This is a genomic window from Paenibacillus sp. Lou8.1 (assembly GCF_024213565.1).
Lineage (GTDB): Bacteria > Bacillota > Bacilli > Paenibacillales > Paenibacillaceae > Paenibacillus > Paenibacillus polymyxa_B.
In genome coordinates this window covers 1-18,279 of record NZ_JANAVN010000017.1, presented here as the reverse complement: position 1 = coordinate 18,279, position 18,279 = coordinate 1, and the positions used below count along the sequence as shown (strand labels likewise).

General features: G+C 46.2%; 11 protein-coding genes, 1 pseudogene and 1 riboswitch. Of the genes and pseudogenes, 5 read left to right on the top strand and 7 right to left on the bottom strand.

Annotation, left to right across the window (positions count from 1 at the left end):
• Position 1: 1 nt before the first annotated feature.
• Complete coding sequence (locus tag NLX78_RS21840) at positions 2-841, bottom strand: alpha/beta fold hydrolase (protein WP_250268353.1); 840 nt, start codon at positions 839-841, stop codon at positions 2-4.
• Between the two features lie 576 nt (positions 842-1,417).
• Positions 1,418-2,512, bottom strand: coding sequence for an L-dopachrome tautomerase-related protein (locus tag NLX78_RS21835; protein WP_254351535.1), 1,095 nt, complete (start codon positions 2,510-2,512; stop codon positions 1,418-1,420).
• A gap of 179 nt (positions 2,513-2,691) precedes the next feature.
• Here NLX78_RS21835 and NLX78_RS26915 point away from each other — a divergent pair.
• The 3 genes and pseudogenes from NLX78_RS26915 to NLX78_RS21810 form a co-directional block, all read left to right on the top strand.
• Positions 2,692-3,599: pseudogene (locus NLX78_RS26915) on the top strand (IS110 family RNA-guided transposase); the annotation flags it as partial.
• Between the two features lie 38 nt (positions 3,600-3,637).
• Positions 3,638-4,000: a hypothetical protein gene (locus NLX78_RS21815; protein WP_254351484.1), complete on the top strand. Its 363-nt coding sequence runs from the start codon at positions 3,638-3,640 to the stop codon at positions 3,998-4,000.
• Between the two features lie 124 nt (positions 4,001-4,124).
• A complete protein-coding gene (locus tag NLX78_RS21810; RefSeq protein WP_254351483.1) occupies positions 4,125-4,820 on the top strand; it encodes a helix-turn-helix domain-containing protein in 696 nt (231 codons plus the stop codon).
• 101 nt (positions 4,821-4,921) lie between these two features.
• Here the strand turns inward: NLX78_RS21810 and NLX78_RS21805 are convergent, their stop codons facing one another.
• The 4 genes from NLX78_RS21805 to NLX78_RS21790 all read right to left on the bottom strand — a co-directional run bounded on the left by NLX78_RS21805 (position 4,922) and on the right by NLX78_RS21790 (position 6,854).
• Positions 4,922-5,236, bottom strand: coding sequence for a DMT family transporter (locus NLX78_RS21805; RefSeq protein ID WP_254351482.1), 315 nt, complete (start codon positions 5,234-5,236; stop codon positions 4,922-4,924).
• A gap of 3 nt (positions 5,237-5,239) precedes the next feature.
• Positions 5,240-5,581 (bottom strand): DMT family transporter, encoded by a 342-nt coding sequence (locus NLX78_RS21800; RefSeq protein ID WP_053325459.1) that lies wholly within the window; start codon positions 5,579-5,581, stop codon positions 5,240-5,242.
• 94 nt (positions 5,582-5,675) lie between these two features.
• A riboswitch (guanidine-I (ykkC/yxkD leader) is annotated at positions 5,676-5,774 on the bottom strand.
• A gap of 83 nt (positions 5,775-5,857) precedes the next feature.
• Positions 5,858-6,376: a spermidine/spermine N(1)-acetyltransferase gene (gene paiA, locus NLX78_RS21795; RefSeq protein WP_061828429.1), complete on the bottom strand. Its 519-nt coding sequence runs from the start codon at positions 6,374-6,376 to the stop codon at positions 5,858-5,860.
• A gap of 25 nt (positions 6,377-6,401) precedes the next feature.
• Positions 6,402-6,854: a MarR family winged helix-turn-helix transcriptional regulator gene (locus NLX78_RS21790; protein WP_061828430.1), complete on the bottom strand. Its 453-nt coding sequence runs from the start codon at positions 6,852-6,854 to the stop codon at positions 6,402-6,404.
• A gap of 114 nt (positions 6,855-6,968) precedes the next feature.
• On the opposite strand from NLX78_RS21790, the gene NLX78_RS21785 reads away from it, so the two are divergent.
• Positions 6,969-7,613 carry a YczE/YyaS/YitT family protein gene (locus tag NLX78_RS21785; protein ID WP_254351481.1) on the top strand — a complete coding sequence of 215 codons (645 nt, stop codon included), beginning with the start codon at positions 6,969-6,971 and terminating at the stop codon, positions 7,611-7,613.
• 209 nt (positions 7,614-7,822) lie between these two features.
• A complete protein-coding gene (locus tag NLX78_RS21780; protein WP_069291940.1) occupies positions 7,823-8,737 on the top strand; it encodes a dihydrodipicolinate synthase family protein in 915 nt (304 codons plus the stop codon).
• 761 nt (positions 8,738-9,498) lie between these two features.
• Here NLX78_RS21780 and NLX78_RS21775 read toward each other — a convergent pair.
• A partial coding sequence (locus NLX78_RS21775; RefSeq protein ID WP_483311689.1) for an amino acid adenylation domain-containing protein occupies positions 9,499-18,279 on the bottom strand: 8,781 nt, incomplete at its 5' end.

Here is an 18,279-nt window from a genome sequence, read left to right as displayed (position 1 = left end):
ATTATGTGTGCAACTCGCTTTCCTGTATTGAATCGATTGAGGCAAGATATTCGCTGATGAGTCTAATGGTTTCATCCGGATGGCTTACGTGTGGACAATGACCGGTTGCATCCATCAGTCGGAACTCGCTCTCCTTCATCTGCTGGTGGATATAGGCTCCAGCTTCCATCGGAACGATTACATCATCGGAGCATTGCAAAATCAACGAAGGCACCACTACCTTGCCGAGTTCCTTACGGTAATCAGAGAGAAACGTTGCTTCCGCAAAACGACGGGCTACCTTAGGATCGGTCGCGCAAAAACTTAACTCAAGATCTTGAGATAATTCCGGTCGGTCTGTATTCCCCATAATGACAGGAGCCAGATAGCTCGCCCAACCTTGAAAGTTTTGATCCATCAAGTCCAATAAATCCATCAGATCTTCCCGTTCAAACCCGCCGATGTAATCAGGTAAATCGTTCAAATATCGTGCAGAAGGACCAATCAGAACAAGCCGATCAAAGTATTCCGATCTTTGAATAGAGGCCAGCATACCGATAGTAGCACCGACGGAATGACCCACTAGAATGGCATTCTTCAATTCGAGCGCTGAACAAATGTCTAAGATATCCTGGGCATACCCGTTCAGATCATGATAAATATAAGGATTATAGGCCTGCATATCGGACTTTCCCGAACCTACAAAGTCAAACAATACCAGCTTGTACTTCTCTTCGAAAGCTGGTGCGACAAAGCGCCACATGTTCTGGTCACAGCCAAAGCCATGGACGAATATAAGAGTCTTGGAACCAAAGCCCCTTACTTTGACGTTGTTTCGGATGAGAATTTGTTGGCTATCCATCGACTTTTCCTCCTGGTAACGATAAATTCTGTTCAATAAATCATTATACCACTATATCAAGATTTTTAAATTTTTCCTGACGTGCCTAATCATCTGCTTGACTCTTATCTGCGGTTCCACAAGAAGCTACGCATATCATTGGCTTAAAGGCTATCCACCGATTCACCGGTTTGATTTATATAATCGAAGAACCTAAGCTGGATTAAAGAGACTAACACCAGTTGAGTTACCGTCGCCAGTTTGCAGCTCCATTATCCATTATGTTTTTTTCGGAATTAGGATTACTCGTTGGACTAAACTGCCTGTTAGCTCTTAACAGAGTACCGATAGTCTACAATGTAGTGTAGTGCTTAAGATCAAAAATAACAGCAGCTAGCATACCGATTAAAACTATTTGATTTCCAATTTCTCAAAAAACGTAAACGTTCTAATTTAAGTATACATAAGAATATGTAGAGCTTCCCTGGAATTGCTCAAATTAATAATACATGCCGCTACTAATTGTGTGGCAGCATGCATTGGTTATGAAATGCATTTTCTATTCAAATAAAGTCAACTTTGTAAAGTGAATATTTATTAAAAGGTGGGAGCAGGTAATTCATCAATTTTTATACGAAGTAAACTATAAGGTTTTTGTCGCAGGTCTTTTCCATAATGAAATCTTGCCTGCCGATGTAATTGGTTCACAATAACATATAAGTATTGATCTGGACCAATAGAAAAAGTATCCGGCCATAAAATTCTCGGATCATGTGCGATGGTTTCCATTATTCCATTCGGAAATATCTTTCGAATACTATCGTTTTCATAGTCACCAGCGTAAACGTTTCCTTTTGCATCGGTTATCAATCCATCAGACGCACCTTTTTCTCCCCAATACTGCACATGATAACGTAAGTTGAAATCCGGTATCGTTCTGTCTCTTAGGGCTTCTGTTGAGATCGAGTATAGATGACGACTGGTTAATGGACAAAAAAATATAATTTTTCCATCAGGGGAAATCGCTATACCATCAGAGGCCAATCGAAAGGGAGATGTCGAACCATCTGTGTTTCGATTCATCAAAATTTTACCTTCCACTTTCGGTAAAAAATACGGATCGGGTGAAGTTGAATTTGCTCCATTTAACCGTCTAAACGCATTTTCATTTTCTAAATCTACGACTATAATAGCGCCTGGACCTTTGAAAGAAGAATCCGTTATATATGCGTAACCTGATTTACCAACACGAAAATCAAATCGGACATCATTCAGATACGTTGTCGGCAAGATTGCATCTTCTGCAAACGTGTATACTTTTCTTATTGTATTTGTTTTTAAATCTACAGCGACTAATTTTGCCCCTCCTTTAATAGGCTCAGAAAAATTTGGTGCAGCTGTATCCAGTACCCACAGGGTTCCCCTTCCATCAGCAATTACACTTTGGACACTGATGAAGGACATAGTGATATTCAAAGGATTTACCAAATTCGTTTCTAAATTAGGATAAGGCTGCAACCGACCCTCAACAATTTCCGCTACCGTAAATCTAACGTCATCTCCCCATTTCGGAAAGCAAATGAAGATACGCCCGGTTTCTGATACACTAACGCCTGTAGGCATAGCCCCATAAAATGAATAAACGAGTTCTAACTTACCGAAATATTCTTCCATAGGTAACATAGGTTTTATGATATCCTCCCCAACATATTTGAACGGATATTACCTATAATATGTTTAAAAACTTTTTCTAATGCCTGCCTCTTAATGATTCTTTTCTAACCGAAACATAGAAGCACGCTGGGTAGAGTAACCCTTTGCTGGTTGTTGCGCCAGTTCTCAATTTTAATTGCCGTAGCCAGGTGAATGTTATGGATGTCCTGATCGGGCGAGCTTGCGGTTTGGATGTTCACAAGAAGTCCATTACCGCATGTGTCGTAACTCCCGAAGGAAAGCGATTAAGACGTTTCATACCTACACGGTTTTCCTGCTTGATTTGATCGACTGGATCAAGCAACATTGAGCACTCATGTAGCCATGGAAAGTACTGGCGTGTTCCGGAAACCGATCGTGAATTTGCTTGAAGCTGAAGAAATTCAGTTCCTCGTCGTTAACGCCCAGCACATCAAAGGGTTCCCGGCAGGAAAACGGACGTAAAAGATGCAGAATAGATTTGTAATCTGCTCCGCCACGGTCTGCTGAAACCCAGTTACATCCCAGACCGGAACCTAAGAGAACTGCGCGAATTAGTTCGTTACCATTGCAGCCTGATTCAGAGACGGTCCCGCGAACACAACCGGACCAAAAAGTGCCGGAAGGAGCCAGCTACCGTTGTCTCCGACATCATGGGGTGAGCAGCCGTGACATGATGAATGCCCTGATCGAGGGTGAAGAAGATACGGAAAAGCTGGCTGCATTCGCCCGAAGAACGCTGAAGAAGGCTAGATACGATCACGGGGATCGCAACACGCACCGTGGAACAAATTCTGCACGAAGTCGGGACCGACATTGGTGCGCGTTTCCCCTCCGACACTCATCTCTGTTTATGGATAGGTTTAGTTCCAAGGCAGAACGAAAGTGGTAAACGAATATCCTCCAAGACTCTCGCAAAGGCAACAAATACCTTTGTTCGGCACTCATTGAAGTTGCCCATTCCGTATGCAGATCCGACAATTACCCGGGTGTTCAGTACCGAGGCTGAAAAGGCAGAAACCGAGTGGCCGTGGCGGTCGCCCACTCCATCATGACTATTGTTTACCATCTCCTCACGCGCAGCGATACAAGGAACCATTCCTGCAGCCATAAGGGTGGCCGAACTTGACAAACGAGGCCTCCCGCATCTTTGGTAATCCGGTAATCATTGTCGACGCAGGCTATAAGTTACTCGCTATGTGTCAAGCCCCTATCCCCAGCCGACCTGATATCGAACAGCAGCGAAATTTGGGCTATATTCTTGACAGTAATATTGAGAGCATGAAGAAATCCAATCTGTACGAACTGACCCGTATGGCTCTTATTCCTTATTATTCACGTGATCCCGAGACCAACGACTGTTGGATAACAGCTTTTGTGTACGTACATGGTATAGAATTCGCGCAGGTCAGTGTTATGGAGCTGGATCGCAATTTACAGATATTGATTTTGAACTCGTACAATTTCTTTGTGAGCTGGTTTCGGTAGAATTGCAAAAGAACAACTTTTATAATTGCAATCCAGGAATGATGCATAGTTTTTTGCTTTCCGAACTGCTTACAGGCGAGTTCAATGATGCTAATATTATCGCAATGCGACTGACTCATCTGGAATGGACGCTTACACCTTACCTGAGAGTGATGACCTTGACAGACTTGAAGAACGGTTTTTTGACGGGAAAGTTCAGCTGGTTGCACAGCATATGATCCAATTACTGCCGAATAGTCGTTGGATCGTGTATCAGGGACGTATTGTATTTCTCATTTCCCTTGTTGATTCATCCTGTAAAATCATTGCTGAAGACAAACGAATTCTGGAATTTCTCCAAGTAAACGGACTAACTGCTTCGCTGAGTGACTGCTTTAGTCATTTAACTTTTTTGCGAAAATATTATAAGCAATGCCTAACTGCCATCGAGATTGGTTTCCAACTTAATTCTAACAAGCCAGTGTATATGTATGAGGACTATCTCTGCGAGCATATTGGAAAGATCATATCGGAACAGAACGATCTCGCTGACTTCTGCCATCCGTTTTTCCAAAAGTTAATTGTTTATGACAATGCCCACAAAACAAGTTTGCTGCCTACCCTTGAAGCCTATCTTCAATATGTGGACACTCCAAATATTGCTGCTAAAACACTTTTTATTCATAGAAATACTTTGTTCTATCGAATCAACAGGATACATGAGCTTTTTGAGATTGATCTAAGCGATGGTGATATTCGCCTGAAACTTCAATTGACTCTTCATTTTCTAAAACTGAAAACACAACGCGACGATCCTAAAGATCAGAGTATAGAAAGGTAAGCAAATGCAAAAAACATACAGACAAAATTTCTTATCGCTACTTTGTCTGCATGCTGGTCTTTTCTATCTGTTTTCTTTAATTTTTCCAATTCCATCATTATTCAGCTTACCAGCTTTAGGCCAACTGCTGAACCGAGTACCATCGCGATGAACAGAATTCTCGCGGTATTACGCGGTTCACTGTAAAAGATCATGCCCAATATGGCTCCGCCAGAAGCTCCAATACCGGTCCAGACAGCGTAGGCCGTTCCCATTGGTAGTGTTTCCATGGCCAGGGATAGAAATAAGAAGCTCAATCCAAAGCCTGCAAGCAGGTAAAAAGCAGACAGGAAATTCCGATCTTTATGGAGCTTATTAATCATGAGAACTCCCGTCATCTCAAATACGCCTGCCAAAATTAGAAATACCCAGTTCATACGTCAGTCCACCTCTTTTCCTTGTTTCTTCTCTTTGCTCTGTATTTTGAGCCCTACAACTCCGAGCAGAAGCACCCCAATTAGCAACAATTTAGATCCCTGTACCTCAGCACCAAACAACAAAATTTCTGCTAATACAGTGCCGGCCGTTCCCAACCCGACAAATACTGCATACACCGTACCTACCGGAAGCGTACGGGAAGCCATAATCATGAGTATGAAACTTACTAAAATGGCAACTAAAGTGCCCCCCCACTCTAACCAGCCGCTGGCATGTTTCAGGCCGATGACCCATCCAACTTCGAATAATGCCGCAACTACAACAGATAACCATGTCTTGTTCATTTTGTGCTTCCTCCTTTTTGATAATGCTGCAAATGTAGTATGGATTTATAGCAGCAATAAAAAAAGCCTGAGAGAATACTGCATACAGCAGTTTTTCTCCCAGGCTTTTATCCCTCCGTGGCACAGTACGAAGACTGTGAGTTTTCTCTCGGACCAGCCGATATTACATCGCGGAACCCTAGAAAACATTTATGAATTCAATTATAGTTAACATTATACACATTAGTGAATAAATTACAATATAAAAATAATAAGAATTCTTATATCATCCTAAACTTATATCATTATTTTGGTCATTATGAAATCAATTTGTTCTTCATCACCCATATAAAAAGAGTGTGCGCCAGTTTGAACAAACCCCATTTTCTTATAAAAAGCAATGGCGTTTTCATTTTTTTCCCATACGCCGAGCCAGATTTTCTTTTTATTATGCTCCATCGCAATTTCCATAGCTTTATTTAGCAGATTTTTACCAAGCCCATGTTTTTGAGTTTTGTTTTTTATATAAATCCTCTCAATTTCGAGCGACTCATCACCCATTTTTTCAGATTGGGCGTCATTCATATTTACCTTTAAATATCCAGCAAGTTCTTCATTGAAATAGATGAAAAAGATTTCTGAAGAGACGTTGGACAATTCATCCTCCAACTGTTGAAAATTAAATGCTCTTTCCAGATAGGCTTTCATATTTTCAGGTGAATTCTGATCTTTAAAAGTATCGTTGAATGTTTCAATACTTATTTCTTGGAGTATTTGTAAATCATCACGGTTGCACTTTATTATTTTTACAGTCACTTAATGTATCGCTCCTTCATGTAAATCAATAATTTCTCTTGTTCCCCTTTTTTACAAATTCCCAGTCTTCCCCTATATTTTCTCTCACTCTTTGAAGAAGATTGAAAATGGTTTCTACTTCTCTTTCCGAAAATCCCTCTAATGCAACGTTATTGGAATAATCATTTTCTCTTTTTATAAAAGGATAAACATTGTTCCCTTTATCTGTTGGAAAGAGTTTTTTAATTTTTTGGTTATGGTTATCTTCTTTCTTTTCAATAAAGCCATTAATTACAAGTTTTTTTATAGCACGAGATGCAGTTGTTCGATCTACTTTTATCATCTCAGCTAACTTTTCTTGAATGATTCCTGGGTTTTCACATATTCGCACAAGGTACAAATACTGCCCTTTTGTAAGGTCATATTCTTTGAATTCTATATTACTTATAGAGTCTAATGCCCTTGCGATCATTCCAATTTCACGAAGTACTTCCTTCATAGTTAACTCCTTCGCACCTATTTTATTGCAAATGCAATAAAAATGATATATATTGAATTTACCTTATTTTTATTGCATTTGCAACATAAAATTATGTTAAAGAGGTCGAGTAAAGTGAGATATGTTTTTTTCGTATTAGGAATTTTTATATTATCCCTTGGAATTTCGTTCACTATACAATCAGACCTTGGGACTTCACCTTTTGATGCACTTTTGGTAGGACTGTCCATAAATGTGGGGCTTACTGTGGGAAGTTGGGAAATCATAATAGCTATAATATTGATATGTTGTAATTCGCTTTTAAAAAGACAAAGACCAGAAGTTTTGGGGTTGTTAACGGCATTTATAACGGGTATTGGAATTGATATGTGGCTTTTATTATTACACAATTTGATAACACCTGAACTATGGTACAGCAAAGTTGTTTGTTTTGGAATTGGTTTAGTTGTTGTAGGATTAGGAACTGCAACATATTTACAGACAAATTTTGCACCAATTCCAGTTGACCGATTAACATTGATCATACAAGAATTTACTAGAACAAATCTATTTTTTTCGAGAACATTCATCTACCTTATATTCTTGATCATAGCAGTCATTTTAAATGGACCCATTGGCATTGGAACTTTGTTAACCGTTTGTTTAGGGGGGCTAATACTCAATTACTTTATGCCACTTACTGAAAAAGTACTCGACCGCATATTAACACACTCTAATACATCACCAAATCATGAGAAAGATAAAAAGCATTCTATATAGAATGCTTTTTATCTTTCTCGACTAACCTGATCTGTTAAAAGATGTAATATCATAACGTTGATTTCGATACAGAAATGTACTTTGTACTTAAGTTTGTTTAGAAGAATTGGTACTGTTATTTGTCACTCAATTGGTACTTTAATTGTGTCTAATTCATTTTTATAATGTGTTTGTATTTTGAAGGTCAATTAATAAAGGAGTGTAGCTTTATGTTCTGTGGATTATCTGCTTTTCCACTCACCCCCGTTAACGAGACAGGTATTGACGAAAAAGCATTTGTGACACTGATTCAACGATTAGTTGCAGCTGGTGTCGACTCAATTGGTGCATTGGGTTCAACTGGAAATTATGCATATTTTAATCGAGAAGAACGTTTACGTGTGCTTCGACTTGCTGTCCGTTCAGCTGAGGGGATTCCCGTGATGACAAGTATAAGTGCGATTCGTACTTCTGAAGTACTTCGATTAGCGGAAGATGCACAAAGAGCAGGAGCAAGCGCAGTGTTGCTAGCCCCTGTCTCCTATCAAACACTAACGAATGAAGAAGTATTTTTACTCTATGAACAGGTAACCAGTTCACTCTCCATTCCACTTTGTGTATATGATAATCCGAGTACCTCGCATTTCCATTTTAGTGATGAGTTGCACGGTCGGATTGCTGAGCTACCTAACGTTCGTTCTATCAAGATTCCTGGAGTACCTTCTGATCCTGAAGCAGCCAAGGCACGCATTAGAAAACTACGCACGACCATTCCTCCCCATGTAACTATAGGAGTAAGTGGAGATTCATTTGCAGTCACTGGCTTGAATGCAGGCTGTGAAGCATGGTACTCGGTTCTCGGTGGTTTGTTTCCAAAGGCGTGCCTAAAAATGACCCGTTTGGCCCAGGACGGTTTTGCTGATGAAGCGGAACGACTCTCGGCGCTACTTGAACCTATTTGGACGTTATTTCATCAATATGGTAGCCTTCGTGTTGTTTCAGCAGCAGCAGAAATAAGTGGCTTGATCTCAAGTCCCAGTCTTCCTTTGCCCTTACAACCATTGAATCAATCAGCTAGAGAACACTTGGAATTCATACTAAAGGATCTTCAGTCTACAGAAACATTCTGTTGCCCATTCGGCTAATAGCTTTTCGAAGAGAAGACTACTAAGCACGTTTGCTGTAAAATTTTTCGTTATGAGTGTTGGAGAAACAACAGATGTGAGCTTCAATCATAGCATTTTTTTCGGGACTAACGCCTGTGCTTGTTGTCCTGGTAGCTACTTTGCTTTGGGAAGAGACACTTACTTTTAGTGCAGCTAGTCGAATTCTGCATCATTATCCTTCTCGCTTATCGTCGTTAGATACAAGCGAGATCTGCAAGTAGGACATTACCGAGGCTAGCAATGGAGCGTGCTGGCTATCTTGTTTCATAGCTTCACAGACCTTTCCTCGAAACAAGCTTTACTTTACGGAGTATCTATTTTGCCTATGTCGTCAAGAGATATTCCGTTTAACTCTAGCATTGATTGGAGTTATCGTAATTAAAATGATGTTTTAAACAAATTGATGTTTAAACTGCATATGAATTCAACCAGCAATTGCTAATAAAGAAGACCCGCGTTTATTGAAACACGGGTCTTCTTTTGTTAAGTTCATTGAGCTTATTCAAAGTGGTATCTTTTAAATAATCAAAACAATTCGTAACATAAAATGGAGCTAATCCATCTTATACTCTTCCCTTAATATATAATGTGCATAATCAACCTAAACTTGACGAATTTTATAATACTTAAATTTTCAAATGGAATTATTTTTGCTGTTTTTTCAATGCAGGCAAGGGCAGGCGGACAAGCCGTAACCCTCTGCACACGCAAAGTGAATTCATTGCATTTAGAAAACAGATTTAGAAAACAAAGTCGATGGAATCCGGCGAGAAGCCTTCCGGTTGCTCGTCCGAGTTCACCTGAATATCGCTTAACAGCAAATCTGGATTGATCCCAACCTGGGACAGGATCGCTCTCAAATCTCTGGTTAATCTCTCAATAGCGTCAGCTCCAAACAGCTTCGTGCAATATTCAAACGAACCCTTGATCTCCCCATCTTCATCACTCATGGACAAGGTCAAATCGAATTTGGAAATACGATGCTCCTGAACATACGGACTGAAGGACAGCATTTCAAGCTTCGCTTCCTGTGACTCCATATTTTCTAGTACAAACATAGTGTCAAACAACGGGTTACGGCTTGCATCCCGTGCTACATCCAGCTTTTCCACCAACTCTTCCAGTGGATAATCCTGATGCTCGAAGGCTTGCAGCGTACGATCTCTGGCTTCCTGCAAGTAGCTGTGGAACGTTTGGTTGTCCCTCGGCTGATGCCGGATGGCTAGCGTATTGACGAACATTCCGATCAGTGGCTCCAGTTCAGGCAACAAGCGGCCTGCTACCGGCGTACCGATGATCAAATCGTCCTGACCGCTGTATTTGGACAGCAGAACGGTGTAGGCGCTTAATAGCACCATGTACAGCGTGCTTCCGGTCTGTGCCGCAATTCGGTGCAGTTGCTCGGATACATTTGCGTCCACTGTAAATTCATACATCGCACCCTCGAAGCTGCGAACAGCAGGTCTAGGATAAGCAATTGGCAAATCCAGTACCGGCAATTCTCCGGCTAAATGCTCCAGCCAGAAGTGTTCCCGGCGTTGGTATGATTCACGCTGCATCTCCTGCTGCTGCCACACGGCGTAGTCTTTGTACTGAATTTGCAACGGCTCCAATTCCTGTCCCTCGTACAGTTGTACCAGCTCCTGCACGATATTGTTAGACGATACACCGTCTGAAATAATATGGTGCATGTCGTACATCAGGAGATGGCGCTCTGGTTCAGTTTGAATGAGACGGACACGCAGCAGTGGTGCCTGGCGAAGATCAAAGCTGCGTACAAAGGACTCGATATAGGCTTCGGCTTCGGACTCCCTAGCCTGCAGGTGTTCTACTGCAAACTCCACTTGATCGTAAACCCGCTGAACGACCTCGCCTTCCACCATTTCAAAGGAAGTCCGCAGCGTTTCATGGCGGGCTATTAACTGACGGAACGCATCTTCCAGCCGATCGGCCTGAAGCGGCCCCTCCACGGTTAATACACCCGGCATATTGTAGCTGAGATCCCCACCTTCCAGATGGCTCAAAATGTACAGTCGTTTTTGAACCGAGGAAACCGGGTAGTACGCCTGTTGCGCCGCCGCAGGGATCACCGTATAGGTGTCTGTACCGTGCGTAGCTATGAGCTGAGCTTGCTGCTCAATCGTGAAGTGTTGGAACACCTCACGCAGCGTAATCCGGCTGTCCAGTTCCTGATGGATTTTGGCCACCAGCGTCGTTGCCCGCAGGGAGTGCCCACCCACGTCAAAGAATGAGTCGGTGACTCCTACGGTGGACAGCTTCAAGACATCCTGCCAGATTTGGGCTAGTTTGGCTTCCAGCGGCGTCCGCGGTGCAACGTACTCCAGGCCTCCTTCGAGACGTGCTTCCGGTGCCGGCAACGCCTTGCGGTCGATTTTCCCGTTCGGTGTCAGCGGGAAACGATCCAGTTGTACCACATACGTCGGGATCATGTAATCCGGCAGCTTCGGCTGCAGCACATTGCGCAGCTCCGGCAAACTCAGGGACTCTGAAGCTATGATGTAGGCACACAGGTCCTTGTGTCCGTCTTCGTTTTCCCATGCTGTGACCACGGCTTTCTGAATGCCATCCACGGTCAGCAGCTGTGCTTCCACCTCGCCCAGCTCGATCCGGTAACCCCGGATTTTCACCTGGTGGTCGATCCGGCCCAAATACTCAATGCTGCCGTCTGGCAACCACCGGGCCAGGTCGCCCGTCCGGTACATCCGGTTTGTATGAGTGCTGTCCGCTTGATCGGCTGCTGCCGCATCTGCGAACGGATTCGGGACGAACTTCTCTGCCGTCAGCTCCGGCAGGTGCAGGTATCCTCGTCCGACACCTGCACCTCCGATATAAAGCTCACCTGCAATCCCGATCGGCACCAGCTGTTGCTGGCTGTTCAAGATGTACACGGACTGGTTCGCTATCGGCGTTCCGATGGATACCGTATGCTCCCCTTTTTCCAGCAGTGCGTTCAGGGACTCTACATCTTCAATCGTATAAGCAGTCGCATCTACTGTGGTTTCGGTCGGACCGTACACGTTGGTAATGACCGGACGATACCCGGGCCACTTGTGCAGGAACACATTTACCAGCTGCACGGATAATGCTTCGCCACCGATCAGGTAATGCTTCACTTCCGGCGCTTCCGTCACATTGACGCTTTCGTTCAAAATATGCAGATGCGCAGGTGTGCCGTCCGACAGATCAATCCGGTGCGTGCGGTAGTAGGCGATCAAATGCTCTCCGCTCAGACTGACGTCACGGGACACCACGTGCAGGGTGTGGCCTAACAGCAAGCTGGCAAAGATTTGCTTCACTGAAGCGTCAAATACAAATGCCGACAGCCATGCGACATGAAGCGGCTGTTCATAACGGCTGTATACTCGCTCCAATAAAGCATCTACCAGATTGCTAACACTGCCCTGCTCGATCATGACCCCTTTCGGCTGGCCGGTGGTACCTGACGTGTAAATCATATAGGCCAGGTTATGCGGGCGGGCGACAGGAATTAGATTACTCGCATCCTGTGCTCCCAGTTGAGCTTGAACGTCCTCGTCATCCAAGACTACAGCTCGAACAGTGGATGGCAAGCTGAGCGACAGGTTGGCAACTCTGCTTGTAATCACGACCTTGGCCCCACTGTCTTGGAGCATGTAGTCGATGCGCTCCTGTGGATACATCGTATCCATTGGTACATATGCGCCTCCGGCCTTAAGTACCCCCAGAATGCTCACCAGAATATCCGCAGAACGTTCCAGCAATACGCCAACCGGTTGATCTGCTTCGATCCCTTCCGCTTGTAACACACGAGCCAATTGGTTCGCACGCTCATTCAGCTCAGTGTAGGTCAGCGCGGTGGTTCCAGACACAACTGCTATCCGCTCAGGGTTGCGCTTCGCTTGCTCTTCAAAGCGTTCGCTGAGCGAACGGCCTTGCACCTGTCTGTGTTCAGCACAACGCACACTATGTGCGTTCGGGTCATTAAATACCTCCAGAATCTGCACGGTTTCTTCCGCCGTAATCAGTTCCAACTCACCCAGCTTCGCATCCGGGTTCGCCGCTACCGCTTCGGCCAAACGAATAAAGTGGCGTGTCATCCGTTCCACGGTTTCCCGTTGATACAACGCGGTTGCATACTGCAATCCGAACTGGATGCCTGCCTCTTCCTCACTGGCCTCCATCATCAAATCAAACTTGACTGGCGTTTGTTCTAAGCCGTATGGACGGAAGCTCAGGTCCGCCAGCTGCAGCTCGCCTTCCTCAGTCGTTTGCAGGGTAAACATCGTATCAAACAGTGGATGGCGGCTCATATCCCGTTTCACGTTCAGCTTTTCCACCAGCTCCTCAAACGGATAGTCCTGGTGCTCGTAAGCTTGCAGGGCACGCGTCTTCACATCCTCCACGTAGCTTCGGAAGCTTTGCTCTGCCGTCGGATAGTTCCGCAATGCCAACGTTCCGACGAACATCCCAATCATCGGCTCCAGATCCGTATGCGGTCGTCCAGCAATCGGTGTGCCGACTACGATGTCCTCTTGCCCGCTGTATTGGTGTAAGAGCGCGGTGTACGCTGCCAGCAGCACCATATACAGCGTGGAGCCTGTGTTTGCCGCCAGTTCTTTCAGCCGTTCGCTGACTTCACGTTCCAGTCCGAACACCACCGTATCGCCTGCCGTACTTCGTACCGACGGACGGGCAAAGTCCGTCGGTAGATCCAGCACAGGCAGTTCACCCCGGAAGGTGTCGAGCCAGTACGCTTCCTGACGTTGCATCCACTCTTGATGGGCTTTGCTTTGCTGCCATACCGCATAATCCTTGTACTGTATTCGCAATGGCGAAAGCTCTTCACCGTCGTATAAGCGGACAAATTCATCGGTCAGTACCCCCATGGACACACCATCCGAGACGATATGGTGCATATCGAGCATGAGCAAATGCTGCGGTTCCTGCTCGGTTCCTTGTACACCCAAATCTACCAAGCCTACCCGCAGCAGCGGAGCGGCTTTCAGATCGAACGGACGTACAAAATGCCGCACCTGTTCTTGTACTTCCTGGCTGACCATCGTGTCCGTATCCGCAGGCGCACCCTCTACCTGTACCTTCGTATATTCCACCTTGAACGGCACGGTGTCCTCAATCCATTGCATTGGCTCACTGTCCACCAGTGCAAAGCGGGTACGCAAGGTGGCATGACGGGCGATTAATTGACGGAACGCGTCTTCTACCCGTTTCACATCCAGCGGTCCGCTCACTTGCAGCACCGACGGCATGTTGTAGTTCACATCATTCGGGTCGAACTGATGCAGCACATACAGTCGTTTTTGCGCCGAAGATAAGGGGTAGAAGTTGCGTTCTTCCGTTACCGGAATGGACGCATAGGTTACTTGATCGAGATGTTCTAGTACGACTGCCAGTTGTTCAATCGTTGGCGCTTCAAAAATACTGCGCAGTGGAAGCGGCTTGTTCAGCTCCTTGTGAATTTTCGAGGCCAGCGTCGTCGCCCGCAGCGAGTGTCCGCCAATCTCAAAGAAGTTTTCCTTCACACCGACCTGCGCCAGACCCAACACATCCTGCCAAATTTGCGCCAGCTTCACTTCCACCCATGTCCGCGGTGCAACATAATCAGCTCCGCTTTGCAGGCTGCCTTCCGGTGCTGGCAGTGCCTTGCGGTCGATTTTGCCATTCGGAGTTAACGGCATCTGCTCCAGCTGTACCAGATAGGAAGGGACCATGTAACCCGGTAGCTTCTGGCTCAAAGCGCTGCGCAGTTCACTTGCCACAACTTCCCCATCGGCGACCACATATGCGCAGAGCTGCTTCTGCCCTTGCTCATCTTCACGCGCGATGACCACAGCTTCTTGCACCGCTTCCAGCTTCAACAGCTGCGTTTCTACCTCGCCCAGTTCGATCCGGTAGCCCCGAATTTTCACCTGTGCGTCGATCCGTCCCTTATATTCCAGCGTCCCGTCCACATTCAAGCGTACCAGGTCGCCTGTGCGATAGCAGCGTTCTCCGCTGCGGAACGGGCTGTCGATGAACTTTTCGGACGTCAGGTCCGGACGGTTGCGGTATCCACGTGCCACCCCGTCACCGCCGACGATCAGCTCACCCCATACCCCGACGGGCTGAAGCCGCATCGAACGGTCCACGACATACGCTGTCGAATTATGGATCGGTCTGCCAATTGGCACCGATTCCGATTGCATACCAGTGATCGCATGCACTGTGGAAAAGGTCGTATTTTCGGTCGGGCCATAGATGTTACTGATCCGCAAGGATGGATGAGCCTCCAGCACCCGGTTCATATGTGGTACGGACATCACATCACCGCCGACCAGCAGCTCCCGTACCCCCTCGAACAGCGCCAGATCCTGCTGGGACAGCTGGTTAAAGAGCGGTGTAGTCAGAAACATCGTGGTAATGCCGTGGCTACGCAAGGCCTCCTTAAGCTTGGGGGCGTCCAAAATGACATCCTGGCTCACTAGCACCAGCTGTCCACCATTCAATAGCGCCCCCCAAATTTCGAAGGTGGATGCGTCGAAAACAACAGCCCCTGTCTGTAAAATGCGCGTGTCGGCATCTAATTGCGCGTAGTTTGTATTTTTCACCAAACGTACGACATTACGATGCTCCACCATAACGCCCTTCGGCTGCCCCGTCGTACCCGACGTATAAATGACATACGCCAGATCGTTTGGACCAGACAACGATTCCAGATTGGAACTATCCTCGTGATACACGCCCTGTGCCCCATTCAGCACCAGCACGTTACCGTCGAAAGCCACTTTATCCACCAGATGGCTTTGCGTTAACAATAGCTCTGCCCCCGAGTCGTCCAGCATGTAGCGAATACGATCCTCTGGATACGTCGGATCGATGGGTACATATGCACCCCCGGCTTTCAAAATGCCTAAGATCCCCACGATCAAGTCTACCGAACGTTCGGTCATCAGACCCACCAGTCGATCCTTCGTCACGCCTTGACTGCGTAAGGTACGAGCCAGACGATTCGCACGTTCATTCAGCTCGCGATAGGTCAGCTGCTCTCCTTCGAAGAACAACGCTGGCTGTTCCGGTGTCTGCGCCGTTTGTGTCTCGAACAAGCCATGGATCGTTTGCCCGCTTGGATACTCGGCAGCTGTATCTCCCCATACGCGGAGAATTTGCTCACGCTCCTGCTCACTTACCATATCCAGCTCATGCACTCGAATGTCCGGCTTCGCCACCACCTGCTCCAACAGCTGTACCAGATGGCCCTGAGTCCGTTCAACAGCTTCCCGATCATATAACTTCGCATTGTATTCAAATCGGATTTTCATCGCTTCCTGCGGCATAACGACCAGATTGAAATCATAGTTGGTTTGTTCAATCATGCCTGCATTGCGAATTTCAAAATCCGACTCTGCACCTTCGCCAAGTTGCTCGACCTGCTCCTCCACCGGATAGTTTTCAAACACGATAATGTGGTTGATCAGATCTTGCTTTTGCTCGCTCAAGGCTTGAATTTCATATAGCGGATACGTTTCATAATCTTGAGAAGTCAGCGCCTGCTGCTGATTCGTTCTGATCATGTCAGCAAAGGTGTCCTCAGCCCCACTGCGGATACGTATTGGAATGGTGTTAATGAACAAGCCCACCATATTTTCGATCCCCGTAATATCCGCTGGACGACCAGACACTACACCGCCAAAAACAGCGTCGTCACTACCGTTGTACTTTTGGAGCAGCAAGCCCCATGCTGTTTGCAGCAATGTATTCGGGGTCACGTGGTGCTGCTTGGCCACCATTTCCATACGTCCAGTCAAATCCTTGCCCAGATCGCACAGGATATGCTCAAATTGTGCACCGTCCGCTTTCACGCCTACTTTTCCGGTCGGAATCGAAGTTTGCTGATCATAGCCGAGCAAATAATCCTTCCAGTAGGAAGCTGCTGCTTCTACATCCTGTGCTTCAAGCCACTCAATATACTGACTGTATGGAGTCACGGGGGCAAGCTTCGGCTGTCTATGCTCCACGGCTGCAAAATAAGCCTCAAACACCTCATCCGTGACTAACGCCACACACCAGCCATCCATCAAGATGTGATGAGAGCTCCACACAAAATAATAATCCTCGTCGCCTGTTCGTAAAATCGCCACGCGCATCAACGCATCCCGGGACAAATCGAACCCGGCTGCCTTGTCCTTGCGAATAAATTCCTTCACATACGCGTCACGCTCCTGCTCATTCAGATGACGCAAATCTTCACATCTGAAACCAACATCCTTACGGCGGAAAATGACCTGCACAGGCTCATCCTGCCAACCGCTGATGAAATTAGCTCTAAATATTTCATGCCGCTGCGCCAAATGATTCAAGCTATCTTGGAAAATATCCGCTTGGAAGCGTCCGTGCAAATCAAAGGTCGTTTGTTCAAAATAAGCACCTGACGCTGCATCCATCAGACTATGGAACAACATGCCTTTTTGCATCGGCGTCAACGCATAAACATTTTCCAGTTCCCCCATGTCACGAGTCCGTTCTACCAATTGATCCAGCTCGGCCATGGTTACATTTTTCAGCATGACATCGCTTGGCGTCAGCTCCTGCTGTTTGCGACCTACGCAATGCGTAATGATTTCCTGCAAACTGATTCTGAACTGTTCGGCTAACTGCTCCATCGTTTCACGACGATATTCCTGCTTGCTGTAGCTGATCGTCAATTGCAGTTCGCCTTCCGAAATCAGTCCGTTCATATCCAGCGTGTGCGTTCTAGCTGCATGGGCGCTAAGCTCTGCACCGCTAGCGTAAGGAGATACACCAATGGATTGATTTTGCATATCTTGGTCAAATTGTCCCAAATAGTTAAAGCTGATTTCAGGTTCGGTTACAAAACGCTCTTGCTCACGTGCTGCGGACAGGTATCTCAACATACCGTAGCCGATGCCCTTTTGCGGAATGCGGCGTAGTCCTTCTTTCACATGTTTGATGCGCTGTGAAAGGTCTTGCCCCACGCTCATATCCAGCACAACCGGGAATTGGGTCGTAAACCAGCCCACGGTGCGCGTAATATCCAGTTCTGGCAGAATGGACTCCCGTCCATGACCTTCCAGGCTCACGAGCACTCGTTCCAGGCCTGCCCAGCGATGAATCGTCAGTCCCAATGCGGTAAGCAGCAAATCATTCATCTCCGTGTTGTAAGCACGATGCGCCTGTTTTAACAGCTGCTCCGTTTCCTGAGCTGTCCACGTAACTGTAATGTTCTCGCTGTCCCTATTTAAGGAATGAGAAGGGGACTCGTCTTTTGGAAGCGGCTGATATACGCCTTGTTCCATTTCCTGCCAGAATGCGAGTTCTGCTGCCATGGCCGGACTGTTCGCATATTGAGACTGCCCATCCGCCCAGATGCGGAACGAATCTGTTTTGTGCGGAAAATGAGCGGCTTGTCCGTTCAATGCCTGCTCATAGGCGGTCGTAATATCCTCGAACAAAATACGCCAAGATACGGTATCCACCACTAAGTGATGAATCGCCATCAGCAAATG